15 protein-coding genes are annotated in these 18,526 nt (G+C 35.8%); 11 read left to right on the forward strand and 4 right to left on the reverse strand.

What is annotated here, in order from left to right:
• Window positions 1–20: 20 nt before the first annotated feature.
• From IIF7_RS08145 to IIF7_RS08155, 3 genes are all read left to right on the forward strand, one after another.
• Complete coding sequence (locus tag IIF7_RS08145) at window positions 21–1,343, forward strand: gliding motility-associated protein GldE (RefSeq protein WP_084841188.1); 1,323 nt, start codon at window positions 21–23, stop codon at window positions 1,341–1,343.
• A complete protein-coding gene (gldD, locus tag IIF7_RS08150) occupies window positions 1,340–1,906 on the forward strand; it encodes a gliding motility lipoprotein GldD (protein ID WP_084841189.1) in 567 nt (188 codons plus the stop codon). Before IIF7_RS08145 ends, gldD begins: the two co-directional genes overlap by 4 nt.
• Window positions 1,907–1,971: 65 nt before the next feature.
• Entirely contained in the window at window positions 1,972–2,877 is a 906-nt protein-coding gene (locus IIF7_RS08155; RefSeq protein WP_084841190.1) for a DMT family transporter, read from the forward strand.
• 64 nt (window positions 2,878–2,941) lie between these two features.
• Here IIF7_RS08155 and IIF7_RS08160 read toward each other — a convergent pair whose 3' ends face one another.
• Both IIF7_RS08160 and IIF7_RS08165 read right to left on the reverse strand, forming a co-directional pair.
• Window positions 2,942–5,008: a M16 family metallopeptidase gene (locus tag IIF7_RS08160; protein ID WP_084841191.1), complete on the reverse strand. Its 2,067-nt coding sequence runs from the start codon at window positions 5,006–5,008 to the stop codon at window positions 2,942–2,944.
• A gap of 17 nt (window positions 5,009–5,025) precedes the next feature.
• Window positions 5,026–6,348, reverse strand: coding sequence for a M16 family metallopeptidase (locus IIF7_RS08165; RefSeq protein ID WP_084841192.1), 1,323 nt, complete (start codon window positions 6,346–6,348; stop codon window positions 5,026–5,028).
• Window positions 6,349–6,522: 174 nt separating this feature from the next.
• Here IIF7_RS08165 and IIF7_RS08170 point away from each other — a divergent pair, with 174 nt between their 5' ends.
• The 3 genes from IIF7_RS08170 (at window position 6,523) to rpmA (ending at window position 7,901) form a co-directional block, all read left to right on the forward strand.
• On the forward strand, window positions 6,523–6,987 hold the full coding sequence (locus IIF7_RS08170; RefSeq protein ID WP_084841193.1) for a DUF4199 domain-containing protein: 465 nt from the start codon (window positions 6,523–6,525) through the stop codon (window positions 6,985–6,987).
• 145 nt (window positions 6,988–7,132) lie between these two features.
• Window positions 7,133–7,612 (forward strand): 50S ribosomal protein L21, encoded by a 480-nt coding sequence (rplU, locus tag IIF7_RS08175; protein WP_084841194.1) that lies wholly within the window; start codon window positions 7,133–7,135, stop codon window positions 7,610–7,612.
• 28 nt (window positions 7,613–7,640) lie between these two features.
• Window positions 7,641–7,901 (forward strand): 50S ribosomal protein L27, encoded by a 261-nt coding sequence (gene rpmA / locus IIF7_RS08180; protein WP_013073843.1) that lies wholly within the window; start codon window positions 7,641–7,643, stop codon window positions 7,899–7,901.
• A 126-nt stretch (window positions 7,902–8,027) separates the two neighbouring features.
• Here rpmA and IIF7_RS08185 read toward each other — a convergent pair whose 3' ends face one another.
• Window positions 8,028–10,223, reverse strand: a complete 2,196-nt coding sequence (locus IIF7_RS08185; RefSeq protein ID WP_084841195.1) for a M28 family metallopeptidase — start codon at window positions 10,221–10,223, stop codon at window positions 8,028–8,030.
• A 174-nt stretch (window positions 10,224–10,397) separates the two neighbouring features.
• Between IIF7_RS08185 and IIF7_RS08190 the strand changes: the two genes are divergently transcribed.
• The 4 genes from IIF7_RS08190 to IIF7_RS08205 all read left to right on the forward strand — a co-directional run bounded on the left by IIF7_RS08190 (window position 10,398) and on the right by IIF7_RS08205 (window position 16,656).
• Window positions 10,398–11,960, forward strand: a complete 1,563-nt coding sequence (locus tag IIF7_RS08190) for a tetratricopeptide repeat protein (RefSeq protein ID WP_084841196.1) — start codon at window positions 10,398–10,400, stop codon at window positions 11,958–11,960.
• A 165-nt stretch (window positions 11,961–12,125) separates the two neighbouring features.
• On the forward strand, window positions 12,126–14,984 hold the full coding sequence (locus IIF7_RS08195; RefSeq protein WP_084841197.1) for a TonB-dependent receptor: 2,859 nt from the start codon (window positions 12,126–12,128) through the stop codon (window positions 14,982–14,984).
• 101 nt (window positions 14,985–15,085) lie between these two features.
• The gene (locus tag IIF7_RS08200; protein WP_084841198.1) at window positions 15,086–16,114 is read left to right on the forward strand and encodes a phytase; all 1,029 of its coding nucleotides are present in this window, start codon (window positions 15,086–15,088) and stop codon (window positions 16,112–16,114) included.
• Window positions 16,115–16,311: 197 nt separating this feature from the next.
• Entirely contained in the window at window positions 16,312–16,656 is a 345-nt protein-coding gene (locus IIF7_RS08205; RefSeq protein WP_084841199.1) for a Dabb family protein, read from the forward strand.
• Between the two features lie 92 nt (window positions 16,657–16,748).
• Here IIF7_RS08205 and IIF7_RS08210 read toward each other — a convergent pair whose 3' ends face one another.
• Window positions 16,749–17,765 (reverse strand): hypothetical protein, encoded by a 1,017-nt coding sequence (locus IIF7_RS08210; RefSeq protein ID WP_084841246.1) that lies wholly within the window; start codon window positions 17,763–17,765, stop codon window positions 16,749–16,751.
• A gap of 229 nt (window positions 17,766–17,994) precedes the next feature.
• On the opposite strand from IIF7_RS08210, the gene IIF7_RS08215 reads away from it, so the two are divergent.
• Window positions 17,995–18,447, forward strand: a complete 453-nt coding sequence (locus IIF7_RS08215) for a hypothetical protein (protein ID WP_084841200.1) — start codon at window positions 17,995–17,997, stop codon at window positions 18,445–18,447.
• Window positions 18,448–18,526: the final 79 nt, after the last annotated feature.

Raw genomic sequence — 18,526 nt, forward strand, 5'->3', positions numbered from 1 at the left:
TCTAACTAAATTTATTGCATTTGGATCCAGAACCCCCCAGTATAATTTTATGGGCCGCGTTTGATTATACCCAGGTAATAAGCTTCATATCTTTATTGCTGCTCTTGTTATGCTCTGCCATGATCTCTGGTGCAGAGGTGGCATTCTTTTCTCTAACTCCGGCAGATTTTATGACCGAAGATGGCCATAAAAGAACAAAATCCCAGGAGATTGTTATTAAGTTACTAGAGAAACCAAAAAAGCTACTGGCTACAATTCTTGTTGCTAATAACTTTATAAATATCGCCATTGTATTATTATTCGATTCGGTTTCAGACGAATTGTTTAGCGGATTAGATGTGGTAATCTTAGGTTTAAATCTAAAGCTGATTTTTGAGGTTGGTGTTGTTACTTTTTTAATTCTCTTATTTGGTGAAATTTTGCCGAAAGTTTATGCCAGCCGTAATAATGTGCGGTTCTCTAATTTAATGGCGCAGCCGGTAAATGTTTTAGATTCTTTGTTTTCTCCTTTAAGTGTGCCTATGCGTGCTGTAACCCTGTTTTTACATGATAAATTAGGTAAGCAAAGGTCTTTTATAAGTATAGACCATCTTTCGCAGGCATTAGAGTTAACCAGTGAAGAAGCTACCACAAAAGAAGAACAGAAGATTTTAAAAGGGATTGTTTCTTTTGGGAATACAGATACCAAACAGGTAATGCGCCCAAGAATGGATGTTTTTGCTTTAAGTGATGAAGATCCTTACGAAGAAATTATTCCTGTACTTATCGAAAATGGATATTCCAGGATCCCGGTTTATAAAGAGAACATAGATAATGTAATTGGTATTTTATACATTAAAGATTTGTTGCCTTATCTTGATAAGACTGATTTTGAATGGACTTCACTTTTAAGAGAGCCTTATTTTGTTCCTGAAAATAAAAAGCTGGACGATTTATTAAATGAATTTAAAGAGAAGAAAAATCACCTGGCAATTGTTGTAGATGAATACGGCGGGACTAGCGGTTTAATTACTCTGGAAGATATTATCGAAGAAATTGTAGGAGATATTAGTGACGAGTTTGATGACGAAGATCTTATTTATTCGAAATTAGATGAATTAAACTTTGTTTTTGAAGGTCGTACACCGCTTAAAGATTTTTATAAAATCATCAAGTTAGAAGATCCTTCTTTATTTGAAGATAATAAAGGAGAAGCTGAAACTTTAGCGGGTTTTTTACTTGAGATTTCTGGTGAATTTCCTCATCAAAACGAGGTGATTAATTTTGGAAATTATAATTTCAAGGTTGAAGCTGTAGACGATAGACGTATAAAGCAAATTAAATTAACCATTTTACCTTTATGAGGTATGTAAGTTATTCAGTAATATTTTTAGTGTTTTGTTTTATGATTTCCTGCGGAAATGAAGTTCAGCCTAAACCCAAAGCAATGCTGGCTTTAAATTATCCAAAGCCAGAGTATCGTCCAATAAATTTAGATTGTCCTTACACTTTCGAAAAAAATCAGCTTGCAGAAGTTGCGCCTTCAAAAAATAGAAAAGACTGCTGGATTAATCTGGATTACCCTCTATTAAAAGCTTCGATATTTATAACATATCAACCAGTTACCAATAACCTAGATTCTTTGTTAAGAGATGCGCAAAAGCTACCTTTAGAGCATACTATAAAAGCCGATGCTATAGAAGGCGATATTTATACCAACGATCTTCATAAAGCCTACGGGATGTTTTACGAATTGCAGGGCGATGCCGCATCGCAGGCTCAATTTTATATTACAGATAGTATAGAGCATTTTTTAACGGGAGCTGTTTATTTTAATACGAGACCTAATTACGATTCTATTTATCCTGCTGCAAATTATATTATGCAGGATATGAGGCGCTTAATGGAAAGCATTCGCTGGCAATAATTTTTTGTTTTTAGTAGTGAGATTCTAATTTAGAATTTTGATTTTTGCCGGAAAATTTAAAAGCTATGGCAGCGGCAAAAATTAAATGGATCTATCTTTTTGTACTCTCTCTAATTTGGGGAAGTTCTTTTATTCTTATTAAAAAAGGTCTGGTAGGTTTGTCTCCGCTTCAGGTTGGTGCTTTTAGAGTTATTTTTGCAGCCTTATTTTTAATCTTTGTAGGTTTTAGAAAACTTATTAAGCTAAAAGCATATCACTGGAAATGGATTATTGTTTCTGGGTTTGTAGGTTCTTTTTTTCCAATTTTTCTCTTTGCTTTTGCTGAAACTAAGATAAGTAGTGGGATAGCTTCTATCTTAAATGCGGTAACTCCGCTTATGACGCTTATTTTGGGTGTTTTGTTCTTTCAGGATAAAATGAATAGCAATAAAGCCATTGGTGTTATGGTAGGATTAATAGGAACCACTGGTTTAATTCTTAGTAATGCCAGTTTTAATGGAAGTGAAAACTATCTATATTCGATAATGGGCGTTTTGGCGGCTGTTTGTTATGCAGTGAATGTAAATCTTTTAAAAAAGTATTTAAGCGGAATTCCGGCTGTTGCGGTAACTTCTGGTTGTTTTGCGGTCTTATTGATTCCAGCATTTGCAATTTTAATCTTCTCTGGATTTTTTACTGAAAATTTATCGAATATCGAGTTACAAAAATCGGTTGGTTTTATAGCGATTTTGGGTGTTTTAGGAACTGGTGTGGCTATGATCTTGTTCAATCGCCTGGTACAAATCACCAATCCTGTTTTTACGAGTTCTGTTACCTACACGATGCCAATCATTGCTCTCGGTTGGGGCGTTTTGGATGATGAGGTTTTTAGCTTAAATCAGTTGTTTTTCGCGATGCTGGTAATTATTGGTGTTTTGATCGTGAATCGCGCGAAAGCTATTTCAATAAAAAGAAAAAAGAAATTAGCGTAAATAAAAAAGCCGACTTATAAAAGCCGGCTTTAATCTAACATTATCTAACAATAACTAAGCGAAATTATTCAAAATCTGAATCTTCAACACCTTCGTTTACTTTTATCTCCTGAACTTTAAGATCAAAAGATTGAGGTCCCAGGCTTTGAGAAATGGTAAATGGCATTTTAACACCTTCAACTTCTTTATAGTCACTATAAGTTGTTGGGATGCTCATGGTTTGTCCCATTTGGGAAACGGTAGTAAGTGTTTTAACTTTTAGTCCGCTTTCTACATCATAATAATTTGTAGTGCTTTCATTTACTTTTACTGCGTAAGCATCACTACCATCGACGTTTTCAATTCCGGTTACTTTAGCATCTTCGCTTACATTAAGTTCTGGAAAAGTATTCGCCTCTACAGCTACGGCTTTCACCTGCTCTTCGTTCATAGGCATTTTTTGTCCCTGTACTTCCATATAGCCAGATTCACCATTGTAAACCTGTTTTTGCATAATATTTCCAGAAACGGCAACAGTTTGATAAAATTTACCAGCACTGCTTTTTCGTTGTTCTAAACTTAATTCCTGTCCTTGGATAGAAGCAGTTGCAGTTAAAGCTATGGTGTTTATCGCTTTTGCAGCTTCTGCGCCACCAATAGCATCTATATAATCTGAATAAACAGTTTCTACAGTAACCGAAGGATCTAAAGCTTTGTTATAATCTGGCTTTTCGATTTCTTCACCGTATTTACTATAATATTTTACAGGGAAAGATTTGCCTTTGTACTGCATGTTTTCCAGTTTATCAGCAACTTCACTTCCTTTACCGGCAATTACAATTCTAGATTGATCTGCAAGGAAATATTTCTTCGCTACTCTTTGAACATCTTCTAAAGTAACATTGTCGATATTTTCAAGGTATTCTTTGTAGAAATCTTCATCTAGATCTTCAGTTTCAATTTCCATAGCAAAACCAGCGATAGTAGAAGGTTGCTCTAAGCTAAGTACAAAATCTCCTGTAAGTTTTGCTTTAGCATTAGCTAATTCAGCTTCAGAAACCTTTTCATTTCTAATTTTATAGATTTCTTCTAAAAATGCAACTACAGAACTATCGGTTACTTCGTTACGAACACTTGCGCTTGCTACGAAAGTTGCTGCGTATTTGTCGTTTCCGGTTCTAGAGTAAGCTCCGTAAGTATATCCTTTGTCTTCTCTTAAGTTAAGGAAAAGACGTGCTTCACCACCGCCACCTAAGATTTTGTTAGCTACCATTACTGGGAAATAATCTTCCTGGTTTTTCTGTAGGTTAATAGTGTTTACCAAAGCGATCTCACTTTGTACTGCATTTGGCATATCTACAAAGTCAATTTCTGTTTGAGCTACATTTTTAACTTCAGGAATATTAACTTCTGGAATTGCTGTTTTTTTCCAATCAGCAAACTCTTTCTTTACTAGGTCTCTTACTTCCTTTTTATCTACATCACCAACGATAACCAAATAAGCATTTGCTGGTGAAAACCAGGTTTGGTAATAATTTTTAACATCTGATAGGCTAAGATTTCCTATTGTTTCCTCGGTTTCAAATTCGCCATAAGGATGATCTTTTCCATAGGCTAAGGCTGAACGTACTCTGCTCGCATTATAAGCTACATCTTTCTCGTTACTTTTTAAATAATCTTTGGTACGAGCGATAGTTTTATCGAATTCTTCTTCAGTAAACTTAGGGTTAATAACGCCGTCTGCCATTAAATGAAGAATCTCTGTGAAGTATTTAGAAAGTGTATTTGCTGAAGCTCCGCCCGAGTAAATACTAAGTCTTGCGCCTAAATAGTCTACTCTTTCATTAAACTCGTCTTTAGGCATATTGGTAGTTCCCTGTCCTAAAAGTTCTCCCATTACGCCACTTACACCGGCTTTTTGACCTTCAGAATGTGGAGGATTATCAAATCTAAGAGACATGGCAACTCTTGGTAGTTTGTGGTTTTCTACCAACATTACGGTTAAGCCGTTTTTTAGTTCGAAAGTCTCTGGTTCTTCTACTTTTACTTTTGGTGCAGGGCCGGGTTCTGGCATGGTACTACGATCAACCTGAGCATTTAGTCCCACAGCTCCCAAAAGAAATACTGCAATTGCTAATATATTTTTATTCATTTTTGTCTAATTTGATGTTATTCCGCTTCCTTTTTCTCTGGTAAGTAATCTACGATTACTCTTTGGTTAGGTTTTAGGTATTTGTTTGCTACCTCTTTAATGTCTTCTCTAGTGATATTTCGGTAAATATCAATTTCTTTATTAATAAGACTCGTATTGTCGTAAAGAAGGTAGTTTCTAGCAAGAGAGTTTGCGATACCTGCAATGCTTGAATTGGAATTTACAAAACTGTTTTCAGCTTTATTTTGAAGTTTTTCGAAGTCACTTTCAGAAATTAATTCATTTCTAAGTTTAGCGATTTCTTCTTCAATTTCTGTATTAATACTATCAAGACTGGTTTCGCCTTGTGGTAAAGAATATACAAGGTACATCCCGTAGTCTTCCTGCTCTAAGTTAAAAGCACCAACCTGTAAAGCGATATTTTGCTCGTCTACAAGTTTTTTGTAAAGTTTAGAACTTTTACCGTCACTAAGGTAGGTAGAGATCATATTAAGAACATAAGAATCTTTGTTCCCAAACTCTGGCGTTCTATATCCTGTGATCGCCATTGGAATCTGGATATTAGAATCGAAGAATTCAGCATGAACAGCTTCAGTAATAGGCTCTTCTTTTGGATAATTTCTGGTAACTTCAGCGCCAGCTTCAATAGGAGCAAAGTAATCTTCGATCATCTCTTTGGTTTCCTTTACATCGATATCTCCGGCTACAACTAGTACAGCGTTGTTAGGAACATAGTATTTTTCAAAATATGCTTGAAATTCATCTAATTTGGCCGCATCAAGATCTTCCATATAGCCTACGTTTGGATCTTTATACGGGTGTTTTTCGAACATGTTTTTTTGTACGGCATAAAGAAGGTTTCCGTAAGGAGAATTGTCGTAACGCATTCTTCTTTCTTCTTTTACCACTTCATTTTGTGTGTCTACACCTTCCTGGCCAATCACAGGATGCATCATTCTTTCAGATTCCATCCATAAGCCTAGTTCTAAATTGTTAGAAGGAAAGGTTTCATAATAATAAGTACGATCTTGTGAAGTGCTTGCATTGTTGTTACCACCGTGCGAACTTACAATCTCGAACCATTTTCCTCTTTCAATGTTCTCGGTTCCTTCAAATAAAAGATGTTCAAAAAAGTGAGCAAATCCAGTACGGCCATCCTCACGATCTTTTCCTCCTACGTGGTACATTACAGATGTTGTTACTACGGGAGCCGAATTGTCTTGATGTAAAATTACATGTAACCCATTATCGAGATCATATTCTGTGTACTCAACTTCCTGGGCAAAACCAACAGCGCTTAGTAGCAGAGCGCCAGCGGCCAGCTTTAGTTTGTTAATCATTGTGTATAGTTTATCGTTATGCAAGTAATTAGTAACTCAAGTTACAATTTTGTTACGTCCTAAAAGAATTTATTTTGGTAATTCTTTAACAGAAAAGCTTTAAATATCCTAATTAACAAGCTGTTAGAATAGTTTTACGTAGTTTTTTGTGAACTTACATTAAAACTTACAATTATGAAAAATATAGGAATCCCCGTAAAATTTGGAGCAATGATTGCCATTGGGCTTATCATTTATTTTTTAGCCTTATCACTGGTAGGGCTTCACACTAATCCGTTATTTAGTTTTGTAAACTGTTTAATAGTTGGGTTTGGATTATGGTCTGCAATTAAAGCGAAACGTAATGATGATTCAGGTTTATTTAAATACGGAGAAGGTTTTACAACAGCACTTATTACAGGTTTTATAGGTACAACATTGTTTACTATTTTCTTCGGAATTTATGCCAGCGAACTAAATCCAGACTTTTTGGATGAGTTTTTAACGATGTGGAGAAGTCAGTATCAGGTTGGTCTTGGTGCAATTCTTTTTACGGTTTATGCTATGGGAGCAGCAACCACTTTTGCACTAACGCTTACGTTTATGCAATTATTTAAGAAAAGCTGGAATACTACTGAAGGCCAGAAACACACGCTTTAAAAAACACTTTATAAAAAATCTAATCTAAAAATATTCAATTTTAGCTGAAGCCTTTGCTAATTAATTATTTAGAAGTATATTTGCACCCGCTTTGTGAAGAAGCGAAACTATATTTAATTAGAAAGTAATTAATTAACAGGACACTATGTACGCAATTGTAGAGATAGCAGGGCAGCAATTTAAGGTTGCAAAAGACCAGAAAGTGTTTGTACACCGTCTACAAGGAGAAGAAGGAGACAGCGTTTCTTTCGATAAAGTTCTTCTTACAGGAGATGGAGACAACATTACTGTTGGCGCCCCGGCTATAGAAGGTGCTCTAGTAGGAGCAAAGATTAATCGTCATCTTAAAGGAGACAAGGTAATTGTTTTCAAAAAGAAAAGACGTAAAGGTTACAAAGTTAAAAATGGTCACCGCCAGTATTTAACTGAAATCGTAATCGAAAGTATCACTGCGAAAGGTGGTAAAAAAGCTTCTGAAAGCAAAGCTGAGAAGAAAGAAGAGAAAAAAGCTGATAGCGATTTAAGTAAGCACACTGTAGCAGAGCTTAAAGAGATGGCTAAAGACAAAGGAATTGAAGGATATTCTTCAATGAAAAAAGCTGAATTAATCGAAGCTTTAAGCTAAATTATTAACTTACTAAAAACCCAATAACATGGCACATAAAAAAGGAGTTGGTAGTTCTAAGAACGGTAGAGAATCAGAATCGAAACGTCTTGGAGTGAAGATTTTTGGAGGTCAGGCTGCGATCGCAGGTAACATCATTGTAAGACAAAGAGGTACTGCTCACAATCCTGGTGAAAATGTTTATGCAGGTAAAGATCACACTTTACATGCTAAAATTGACGGTGTAGTAAAATTCACTAAAAAGAAAGACAACAAGTCTTACGTTTCTATAGTTCCTTTCGAGGCATAAGAAATTTAGTAGAATTACAATATAAAAAAGCCTTTCAGGATTTCCTGAAAGGCTTTTTTATTGGCACCGCGAAAGGGTATAATACTCAGTGGCTTGCACCGTAATAGTTTACTAATATTATATAATTTACGATTCGATTTTAGAAATAGCATTTTGCAGATATTCGTTAAAATCATTCAATGTTTTGGCTAATATCGTCATCTGCTGTTCTGCTTCCTCCCAATTTCGTTGTTCTAAAGCCTCTCGGATTCCGGGTAAGGTTTTAACTCCGTAGCCGGTGTAAAATCCTGGCGCATATAGCTGGTGTTTAAACCATGGCCGTCTAGGTAATCCTTCTTCAGTAATAAATTGTTGCTCTGTTTTCTGCAAGATAGCATTTAATTCTTCCTTCTTATTATCATTTAAGTCCTCAAGTTTTATTGTTGAAAATTCATCTATGGTGGCTTCAAGATTAGTGAGTGCATTTTGTAACGCTGAAAAATCTACGAAAGGAACCATCTCTTTTTTCTTTGGAATAATGATCTCTTTTGTAGGATCTGCCGTCAAATCATAAATATTATTTTCAACTAGATGATTATGTTGTTTAGTTTCCTTGCGCATTTCATCTAGGTTAGTATGAATTTCTTGAACATAATCTTTGATCGTCTTGAACCATGGCTGAAATTTCATTGGTAAAACCTCAGCATTGGCAAATCGTAAAGTGATTCTTCCTGCAGTGTTCGCTAAAGCTGCGCCATATTCAAATTTTGGATCTTTAAAGCGTTTGTAATGCGGATAAGTATCGTAGATCGTATGATATTCTCCGCCTGCGTTTTCGCCACCAAAACCAAGATTTAAAGAAGGAATACCAGCATGCTGAATAAAAGGTGTGTAATCTGAACCAGAACCTAAAGCATAAAGTTCGAATGAATTTTCACCGCCATTCAATACTTTTCTAGCCAAACTACGTTCTGAAACCGATACTTTTGTTTGTGGATCTTCAACCACTTTTGCAACCTGAGCCACCATGCCTTCCAGAGAATGCGAACCACCCACATTTAAAAAACCTCTTCCGTTTCCATCGGTATTAATATAGATAACTGCTTTCTCCTGCAATTCTTTAATGTGATCTTCAACCCATTCTGTAGAGCCAATTAATCCGGGTTCTTCAGCATCCCATGCGCAATAGACAATGCTGCGCTTAGGTTTATTTCCATTTTTAGCTAATTCGCCAACAGCCCTGGCTTCTTCCATTAGAGCAACCAGTCCACTAATAGGATCGTTCGCGCCATGAACCCAGGCATCGTGATGATTTCCTCTAAGAACCCATTCGTCTGGGAATTCATCTCCTTTTAAAGTGGCAATTACATTATATGTAGGTACTAATTTCCAATCAAAGTCTAATTTTAAATGAACTTTCGCCGGCCCAGGGCCAATTTTGTAAGTTATTGGTAGCGCACCTCTCCAGGATTCCGGAGCATTTTTTCCCTCTAGAGCTTCTAGAAGCGGCTGGGCGTCTTCATAAGAAATTGGAAGAACCGGAATTTTGGTGATCGTTTTTGCTTCACTGCGATCTAACCGTTCAGCATTTTTTGTAGCTGCGTAGCCTGGTGTAAGCACATCGCCGGGATAGGTGGGCATATCCATTACAGAACCACGTTGTACACCGGTTTTGTTTTTAAAAGCCCCTTTTGGATAAACGTCACCACGATAATAGCCGTCGTCTTTGGGATCTGAATAAATTATACATCCAATCGCACCTTTTTCAGCGGCAAGTTTTGGTTTTATGCCACGCCAGGATCCATAATATTTTGCGATAACAATTTTACCTTTAACATCGATCCCTAATTTTTCTAATTCTTCATAATCTTTAGGGACACCGTAATTAACAAAAACCAGTTCAGCTTCTACATCTCCATCAGTAGAGAATGCATTGTAACTTGGCAGAAGTTCATCGGCTTGGGAGGTATAAGGATCACCCTCTACAGCTTTAGCTTCTAATTTTGCTTTATAAACTTCTGGAGCAGTCATTTCTAAAAGTCTGACTTTCGGATACGGGAAAAGTATCTGATATTCTTTGATTTTGGTCTTGTAGCCCCAGCTTTTAAATTTATTAGCGATCCAGTCTACATTTTCTTTTCCAAATTCGGTGCCCACCCAATGAGGTCTGGCGGCAAGTTTTTGCATCCATTCGTCCAGATTGGTTGTTTTAAGTTTTGCTTCAAATTTACTTTCTAGTTCTATTTGTTTTTCAGCACTTTCTTTAGAGAATCCTATAATAGATTCTTGTGCGAAACTGAAGATTGAACAAAGCAAGAGGGGTAGAAATAGTGATTTTTTCATGCTTTTATTTTGATGGTTAATAATTAGCTGTACTTAAAGATAAAAGAAAATATGGTATGATGCTGTTTATCAATTATTTTGGAGGCGATATAAGGAAGTTTACAGTTTTATAATAAATAGCTAACTATTACTTTAATTCCAGAACGTAAATTTCAGGTTTTCTAAAGTTGTTTTATGAAAGCTCTTCTCTCACTCTTTTTCCTGTTTATCTCTAATCTAATGTTGAGTCAGAATTCTGCGATTCAGTATAATGATTCTTTATTTTTTGAATATAAAGGAGAGCTTAATAAAGCCTTAGAAGAAGGAGATCAGTCAAAAATCGCTAAAAAATACGTTCAGCTTGGGGATTATTACCAATCGGTAGAAATAAACACACAGGCGATCGAGCAATATAACCAGGCACTTTCAGTAATAAAGGATAATATTCCAGAGTTAGAAGCGCATATTAAGAACAAGATTGGCCTTTCGTATATTAATCTAAAAAATTATGTAAAATCTCGCGAATATCTAAATGAAAGCATTCATATTTCTGAAGAAAAAAAGCTAAAAGAGCCACTTGCCCTGGCGGAGAGTCTTGTGGGGACTACTTACGAAAAGCAGGGCAATTATTTAAAAGCCTTAGAGCATCAAAACAAGAGTTTAGAACTTTATACTGAAGCTAAAGACCGTTTAGGAATAGCTATAGTAAACGAAAATATTGGTAGCGTTTACGAAGATTTAGAGCAGTTTGAAAAAGCGCTTAAATTCTTTACAATATCAAATACTGTTTTTAGCGAGCTTAATCATAAAGCACGTATTAATGTGGTAAATAATCTTGCAGATGTTTACCGAAAAACTGGCGATTACAACAATGCGATGGTCTTTACCAACAGAGCTTTAAAGTTGGCCGAACTTTATGAAGATCATCATCAAATAGAAAGTGCTCATAAAGATTTAGCGAGATTGTATGCTTTGATGGGAGAATTTAAACAAGCTTATGAGCATCGTTTAATTTATGAACAACTACAGGAAGAGGGTTTTTATTCGCAAAACTTTAGGCAGTTGAATACCTTGCAAACCATTTTTGATACTAAACAAAAGGAATCTGAAATTGCTTTATTGAAGCAGGAAAATAAAGTGAGTGAAGCCAATCAAAATATGCTGATATTCGGTGTTTTTCTATTGTTTTTTTTAAGTGGTGTTTCTTTTTTCTTTTACAATAGAAAACGACAAGAGTCGGCAAAACTTCAGGCATACGAACAAAAATTGTTAAAAGTAGAACTAGATCGAAAGGCCATTGAAGAGAAAAAACTTCAGGATGAAATTCGATTAAAAACGGCATCGCTTTCAAAATACAGCCTTAATATGGCGCAAAAGAATAAGATGATTGCTGAAACTTCTTCTACATTACAAAATTTAGCTTCTCGCTCTTCAATGGATCCTGTTCCTAAAATAAAAAGCCTGGCAAAAGAGTTGGATAAAAGCCTTTCTGAAGAACATGAGTGGGAAGAGTTTATGAGTTTCTTTCAGGAAATACATCCGCAGTTTGTAAAACAATTGTCTAAACGTGCAATATCAAAATTGTCTTCAACCGAGTTAAGATTGGCAATGTTACTTCGGCTTAATCTATCTTCAAAAGAAATCGCTGCGATTTTAAGAGTTACTCCAGATAGTGTTCGGGTAGCGCGTTATCGATTAAGAAGAAAATTACCGATAGAACAAAAGCAGGAATTGGTAAATTTTATGCTTCAATTTTAAAGAGAATCACCCTCTTTTTAGTAAAGGTTACTGTAATGTAAAGAAATCTTAATTGTTGCCTTGTTGTAGCTGTTAAAAAATAATTTGTTAACTCTTTGTTGCTGTAGAATTTTAGAGGTAAAGCCTTGTAAAATATAGTTTTGGGGTATTCTTAAAATCAAAATAATGAATCGCAAAAACTACTTTAATTTTTTACTTGTAACGCTTTTTGTAGCTCTAAATTTTAGTTTTACACAAGCACAAACGGGTGCCGTTAGGGGAAACATTGCAGATGAAACCGGAATTTACGTTCCTGGTGCTGCAGTACTAATCCCTGAATTAAACAAAGGAACTACAACCGACTTTGATGGTAATTTTACACTGGTAGAAATCCCAGAGGGAACTTACACTTTGGTGGTAAAATATATGGGATATGAAGATTTAAACGAAGAAGTTAAGGTTGCTGCAAACCAAACTTTGGATGTAGATCTTATATTAAATTCTTCAACTACAACTTTAGAAACCGTACAATTATTAGGCGGTGGTTTAAGCGCACAGGCTCGTGCTTTAAATGCGCAAAAAAACAAAACCAATATCACTAATATCGTCTCTACAGAGCAAATTGGTAAATTTCCAGATGCAAATATTGGTGATGCGGTAAAAAGAATTCCTGGAATTACCATGCAGGTAGACCAGGGAGAAGCCCGTAATATTATTGTGAGAGGTTTGGCGCCACAGCTTAACTCGGTTACTCTTAACGGTAGCCGTATTCCTTCAGCTGAGGGTGATAACCGTAATGTACAGATGGATCTTATTCCTTCTGATATGATCCAGACGATAGAAGTTAGCAAAGCCGTAACTCCAGATATGGATGGTGATGCACTTGGTGGATCGGTAAATCTTGTTACAAGATCTGCTCCAGAAGATTTTAGACTTGCAGCAACTGTAGGGTCTGGTATTAACTTTATTACCGATAAAAGAATTCTTAGTGGTTCTTTTCTTGTAGGGGATCGCACGAAAGATGGGAAATTTGGTTATATGGTTTCAGCATCTATTAACGATAATGATTTTGGATCTGATAACGTTGAGGCTGAATGGTCTGATGAATTTGAGTATAACACCGGTCAGCAGGATTCAGAAGGAGAGGATATTCTGCAGGAAATGGATGTAAATCCTTATACCAGTGCTTTCGAAATTAGAAAGTATTTAGTGCAACGTGTTAGAAGAAGTTTCTCTGCAAACTTAAACTACGATATTAACGATAATAACAGTCTTTATTTTAAATCGATGTATAACTGGCGTGACGATCGTGAAAATCGCTTTGCTTATGCTTCAGAAATTTTAGATGGTGAAGATATTGGTGAGGGAGATTTTACTATCACTAACGGTAATTTAGTACGTTTCCCTGCGGAAGCTGAGAGAGAAACCAAAGGGGGTATTCCTGGAGGAAGAATCCAAAATCGTAGATTAGAAGATCAACGTATGCAAAATTATACTTTAGGAGGAGATCATTTATTCGGAAAATTAAAATTCGATTGGATGGGATCTTACGCAAAAGCTTCTGAAGAGCGTCCTAACGAGCGTTATATTAGCTGGGAAACCGAGTATATGGTGAGTAACGGGACCGATCCTGAAAAACCATTACAAACCCCTGTAAGTGCTGCTTCTCCAGTAGATTTCGAATTAAAAGAAATCACTGAAGAGTATCAATACACCGAAGAAGAAGACATTAATGTTTTTGCTAATTTCGAGCTACCGGTAGACTTTTTTAATCAGGGTTCTGGGATCTTAAAATTTGGTGCCAGAGGGCGTTTTAAAAATAAAAGCAGAGATAATAACTTTTTTGAGTATTCTCCAGCCAATGGATTTAACACTATGGAAGATACCGAAGTTATTAGTCAGAATGGTAGAGAATTCCTTGCTGGAGGCCAGTACCTTCCGGGATTCTTTACATCTGCAGATTATTTAGGAACACTAAATCTTAATAATCAGGATCTTTTTGAAAGTGATAATTTACCAGATGAATACCTTCAGGAAAACTTTGAAGCTGAAGAGAATGTTTACGCAGGTTATGTAATGGCCAACCAAAAACTATCTGAGAATTTCTCGATTTTAGCTGGGGTTCGTTTAGAAGCTACTAATATTAGCAGTTTAGGAAACGAATTAATCTTTAATGAAGATGGAGATTTTGAAGGTGCAACTCCGGTAAGAGATGAGAGTAATTACACTAATATTTTACCAGGTGTTCATTTAAAGTACAATGCTACAGATAATACAGTATTGCGTTTTGCATGGACTAATACTTTGGCGAGACCAAATTATATCGACCTTGTTCCTTATCGTGCAATTAATAATGAAGACGAAGAAATCTCTATAGGAAATACAGATTTAGATCCTTCAACTTCTATGAACTTCGATTTTATGGCAGAGTATTATTTTAGCTCTGTTGGGATTCTTTCAGGAGGTGTTTTTTATAAAGATATCGAAGATTTCGTATACACATACATAAGCGAAGATCAGGCAACTGGTTACGATCTTTTTCAGCCTTTAAATGGAGATAAAGCCAATATCTACGGAGCTGAGGTTTCTTTCCAGAGACAATTAAACTTTTTACCAGGATTTGCCAGAAACTTCGGAGTTTATCTTAACTACACCTATTTGCATTCTGAAGCAAACGGAATTAGAAACGAAGATGGTGATCTAAGGGAGGATGAATTGTCTTTACCAGGTTCTTCACCAAATATGTTCAATGGTTCACTTTCGTATTCAGATAAGCGTTTTAGTGCAAGACTTTCTGCAAATTTCTCTGATGCCTATTTAGATGAATTAGGCGGTAATGCTTTTGAAGATCGTTATTACGACGAGCAGTTGTTTGTAGATTTTAATATGTCGTATTCGATCAATAAGAACCTAAGAATCTTCGCAGATCTTAACAATATCACCAATCAGCCATTACGTTATTATCAGGGCGTTGCTAATCGTACCATGCAAATGGAATATTACAGCCAGCGTTTAACTTTTGGTCTTAAATACGATCTATACTAGAGCGTGAACAATTCCGTAGAAAAAAATATTATTAAAAACATACAATCTTAAGTCGTGGCTTACCAGCCTGTAGATGGTACTTAAAATTTAAAAGAATTAAAATGAATAAAATAAAATCGATCCTAATTTGCCTAATCTTAGCTTCATGTGGTACACAATTACCAGAAATTGCTCCAGATGTGGTTACAGAAAAAACATTGCATGACACCGATGATCCTGCAATTTGGGTAAATAGAGAAAACCCTGAAGAAAGTATCGTTTTTGGAACAGATAAAGATACAGATGGCGCAATTTACGCTTTCGATCTTGATGGAAAGATTATAGAATCTAAAACCATGAGAAACTTTAAACGTCCAAATAATGTGGATGTAGAATATGATGTGAAATTGAATGATAGCACGGTAACCGATATTATGATTTTTACTGAAAGAGAACGTGAGCAGATTAGAATTTTCTCGGTACCAGATATGAAACCTTTAGATAACGGCGGATTTAAAGTTTTTCAGGATACTCGTGAGAATGAAATGAGTTTGCCAATGGGAATTTCAATTTATAAATCACCAAAATCTGGGAAAACCTATGTCATTGTTGGTCGTAAAAATGGTCCTAAAGAAGGTTATTTGCATCAAATAGAATTAGAGCCTGCAGGCGATCATTTAGCACCAAAAGTTGTACGTGAGTTTGGATTGTTTAGCGGAAAGAAAGAAATCGAAGCTATTGCAGTGGACGATGAACTTGGGTTTATTTACTGTGCAGACGAAGGACATGGAATTAGAAAATATTATGCCGAGCCAGATATGGGTAACGAAGAATTGGCATTGTTTGGTGGTGAGCATTTTAAAGACGACATCGAAGGTATTGCCATTTCTATCTATCCAAACGGAAAAGGACAGATTATTGTTTCAGATCAGCAGGAAGGAACTTTTAATTTCTTCAGTAGAGGAGATAATAGTTTTGAGTATGCACTGAATCTAGGAACTACAGAAACTGATGGTTGTGAAGTAACCACCGCAGCTTTGGGTGATAAATTTCCTAATGGGTTGTTTGTTTCTATGAATGATAATGATGAAAAGAATTTCTTTTATCATGATCTAAGCAAATTGAAAGAGCCGGTTAAGGCTGAAGAATAAATGTTTGATTCTGAAGAAAAGTGTCGGTAGGCTTTATGCTTGCCGGCACTTTTTGCTTTTTATTCAGTCGAGGCTAGTCCTTGATTTCTTGATTTGAAGTTTAAAAATTGTACTTTTAAGCGAACTGAAATTCGATAAAAATGAAGACAATTTTTAAAATATGCCTAGGGCTTTTTTTCTGCCTAAATTTTAGCAATATGAAAGCACAGGAAGTAACACCAGAATTCGATAAGAACTTTACCCATGTGGTTTATTTTTGGCTTAATGATCCAGACAGTGAGCAGGATAGAGCCGATTTTCTAAAATCGCTGAATAAATTTATGGAAAACAGTCTTTATGCAAAGACTAAATTTATTGGAGAGCCGGCGGGAACACCAAGAGAAGTTGTTGATGGATCGTTTACCTATTCTTTAATACTTAGTTTTCCTTCAAAAGAGATTCAGGATAAATACCAGAAGGAGAAAGCACATTTAAAATTTATAGAAGAATCAGAGCATTTGTGGAAACGTGTGCAGGTGTATGATTCGGTTGGAATTAAGTAAAGTGCCTCGTGGTATTATATCCTTTGGTAGTATCTATAAAAACAAAAAATCCTCGCATTGCGAGGATTTTTTTATGCTGAAATTATATAAAATTAATCTTCAAAATATACAGCAGAAACTCCGCTTAACATATTGTTGATGGCAGGAGTTGCGTCTCCAGAATCTTCATCTGAAAAAGCAAGAACTCTTCCGCTTCCGTTAGCCAATTCAGCTACGTAGATCATTCCAGAATCTTCATCATAAGAAACATTTACAGGGTTACCAAGCATAGTACTTGCTCCGGCAATTCTTACCTGCTCTCCAACAGCTAAAGTTGCTCCGTCTTCAGTATTGTTGAATTTGTTATCAAAATCCATAATTACGTGTAATGCACCATCAGAATCAGAATCTGCACTACCAATATCAGACATGATCATTGTTCCATCATCATAATCTAATCCGTGGGTTCTTACAATTCCTTCTAATGCGATCATTTTAGTAGCATCCACCATTCCGTCTGCAGAATTCGAAAGGAAATTATCGAAACTTGCCAGCATGTTTGTATTATCTACAACTGCATAAAGAGTGTTGTCTACAAATTCGATTCCCCATACATTAAAATCTACCATCACGGTATTTCTTAGTGTCATCCCATCTGCAGTTCTTGTGTAGATAAAGAAACGTCCGTTTGGAGTATCATCATCGTCACCATTGGTATCGGCATTATCTGCGATTACAACCATGTCGCCTGATACAGCAATATCACGAGGACTTGATACGTCACCAGAACTAGAGAAGTCTGCCGTTGCTCCTTCAGCAGTATCGTCCCACATGCTTACCTCGCTGTAATACTGAATTGCTAAAGGGTCTCTGGAGGCAACAATTAGTGCATCTTCATCGTCGTCGTAAATAATACCTTCAGCGTCATTAGCATCAGAACTGATAGAGTAAGATTCGTTGGTTTCAAGATTATAACCAGCAATGTTACCAGAATGAGTTGTAGCAAATAACATAGGAGAATCTACTTCCATTCCGTCGTCAGTTTCGATCATTCCATCGTCGTCATCACTACAAGAGGCTAAAGAAATTGTGGTTAAGCCTGCTAAAAAAAGGTGTTTAAAATTTTTCATAGAATTTTGTTTAGTTGAACCGCCAAAATACAAATAGGCTTAAGTTGAGATTAAAAAAAAATCTTGTTTAACCTGAGATTATGAAGCTTTAAAACTTTTTAACGCCTTCTGAAGAAATTGAGATTTTTGAAGGAATTTGCATTAACTTTATTACAACATATTATTACTCTTTGGTCTAAATCACGCAACCTTTTGGTGTTTATAGTATCTAGCTAATAAATCCTAAGAAATGAAAAGATTGGTTACGCTTATGTTTTGTGTTTTCTCGTTCATTTTAATCTCTTGCGATAAAGATGAGCTGGTAGCTGAAGAATTTACTGTAGAGCATTTTTCGGCTTCAGATTTTCCTCAGGAATGGGTAATAGTTGGAAGTAGAGCTGCAATGATCCCTAATGCCGAAATTATAAGCATAGAAGATGGTACAGAGTCTTATACATTTAATGAAGATCATACCTTTCAAAAAACAACTAAAATTGAAGATGAATTAGTCACAGCAGAAGGTACTTTTTCTATAGACGAGCGTGATTTTATAATTCTGGAATATTTTGAGGAGCCAGATTTAATCGCAAGCTGTAGTAGGCATTCTAAGACAGAATTCCTACATTTTTCTGAAAATCAATTGGTAAATAGTAGTTGGGTGATTTGTGATGGTCCTTACCTATATTATGAAAAAGTAGAATAAAAATTATTCTGAAAAAGAAAAATCCCGTTCATTTCTGAACGGGATTTTTTTATAATTCTAGTCTCTAGTCTCTAGTCTC

The organism is Zunongwangia atlantica 22II14-10F7 (assembly GCF_002094855.1).
Lineage (GTDB): Bacteria > Bacteroidota > Bacteroidia > Flavobacteriales > Flavobacteriaceae > Zunongwangia > Zunongwangia atlantica.

Excerpts from the sequence above, each read along its gene's own strand:
- gldD (WP_084841189.1), top strand. The coding sequence starts at position 1,340 with ATGAGGTATGTAAGTTATTCAGTAATATTTTTAGTGTTTTGTTTTATG.
- IIF7_RS08155 (WP_084841190.1), top strand. The coding sequence starts at position 1,972 with ATGGCAGCGGCAAAAATTAAATGGATCTATCTTTTTGTACTCTCTCTA.
- IIF7_RS08160 (WP_084841191.1), bottom strand. The coding sequence starts at position 5,008 with ATGAATAAAAATATATTAGCAATTGCAGTATTTCTTTTGGGAGCTGTG.
- IIF7_RS08165 (WP_084841192.1), bottom strand. The coding sequence starts at position 6,348 with ATGATTAACAAACTAAAGCTGGCCGCTGGCGCTCTGCTACTAAGCGCT.
- IIF7_RS08170 (WP_084841193.1), top strand. The coding sequence starts at position 6,523 with ATGAAAAATATAGGAATCCCCGTAAAATTTGGAGCAATGATTGCCATT.
- rplU (WP_084841194.1), top strand. The coding sequence starts at position 7,133 with ATGTACGCAATTGTAGAGATAGCAGGGCAGCAATTTAAGGTTGCAAAA.
- rpmA (WP_013073843.1), top strand. The coding sequence starts at position 7,641 with ATGGCACATAAAAAAGGAGTTGGTAGTTCTAAGAACGGTAGAGAATCA.
- IIF7_RS08185 (WP_084841195.1), bottom strand. The coding sequence starts at position 10,223 with ATGAAAAAATCACTATTTCTACCCCTCTTGCTTTGTTCAATCTTCAGT.
- IIF7_RS08190 (WP_084841196.1), top strand. The coding sequence starts at position 10,398 with ATGAAAGCTCTTCTCTCACTCTTTTTCCTGTTTATCTCTAATCTAATG.
- IIF7_RS08195 (WP_084841197.1), top strand. The coding sequence starts at position 12,126 with ATGAATCGCAAAAACTACTTTAATTTTTTACTTGTAACGCTTTTTGTA.
- IIF7_RS08200 (WP_084841198.1), top strand. The coding sequence starts at position 15,086 with ATGAATAAAATAAAATCGATCCTAATTTGCCTAATCTTAGCTTCATGT.
- IIF7_RS08205 (WP_084841199.1), top strand. The coding sequence starts at position 16,312 with ATGAAAGCACAGGAAGTAACACCAGAATTCGATAAGAACTTTACCCAT.
- IIF7_RS08210 (WP_084841246.1), bottom strand. The coding sequence starts at position 17,765 with ATGAAAAATTTTAAACACCTTTTTTTAGCAGGCTTAACCACAATTTCT.
- IIF7_RS08215 (WP_084841200.1), top strand. The coding sequence starts at position 17,995 with ATGAAAAGATTGGTTACGCTTATGTTTTGTGTTTTCTCGTTCATTTTA.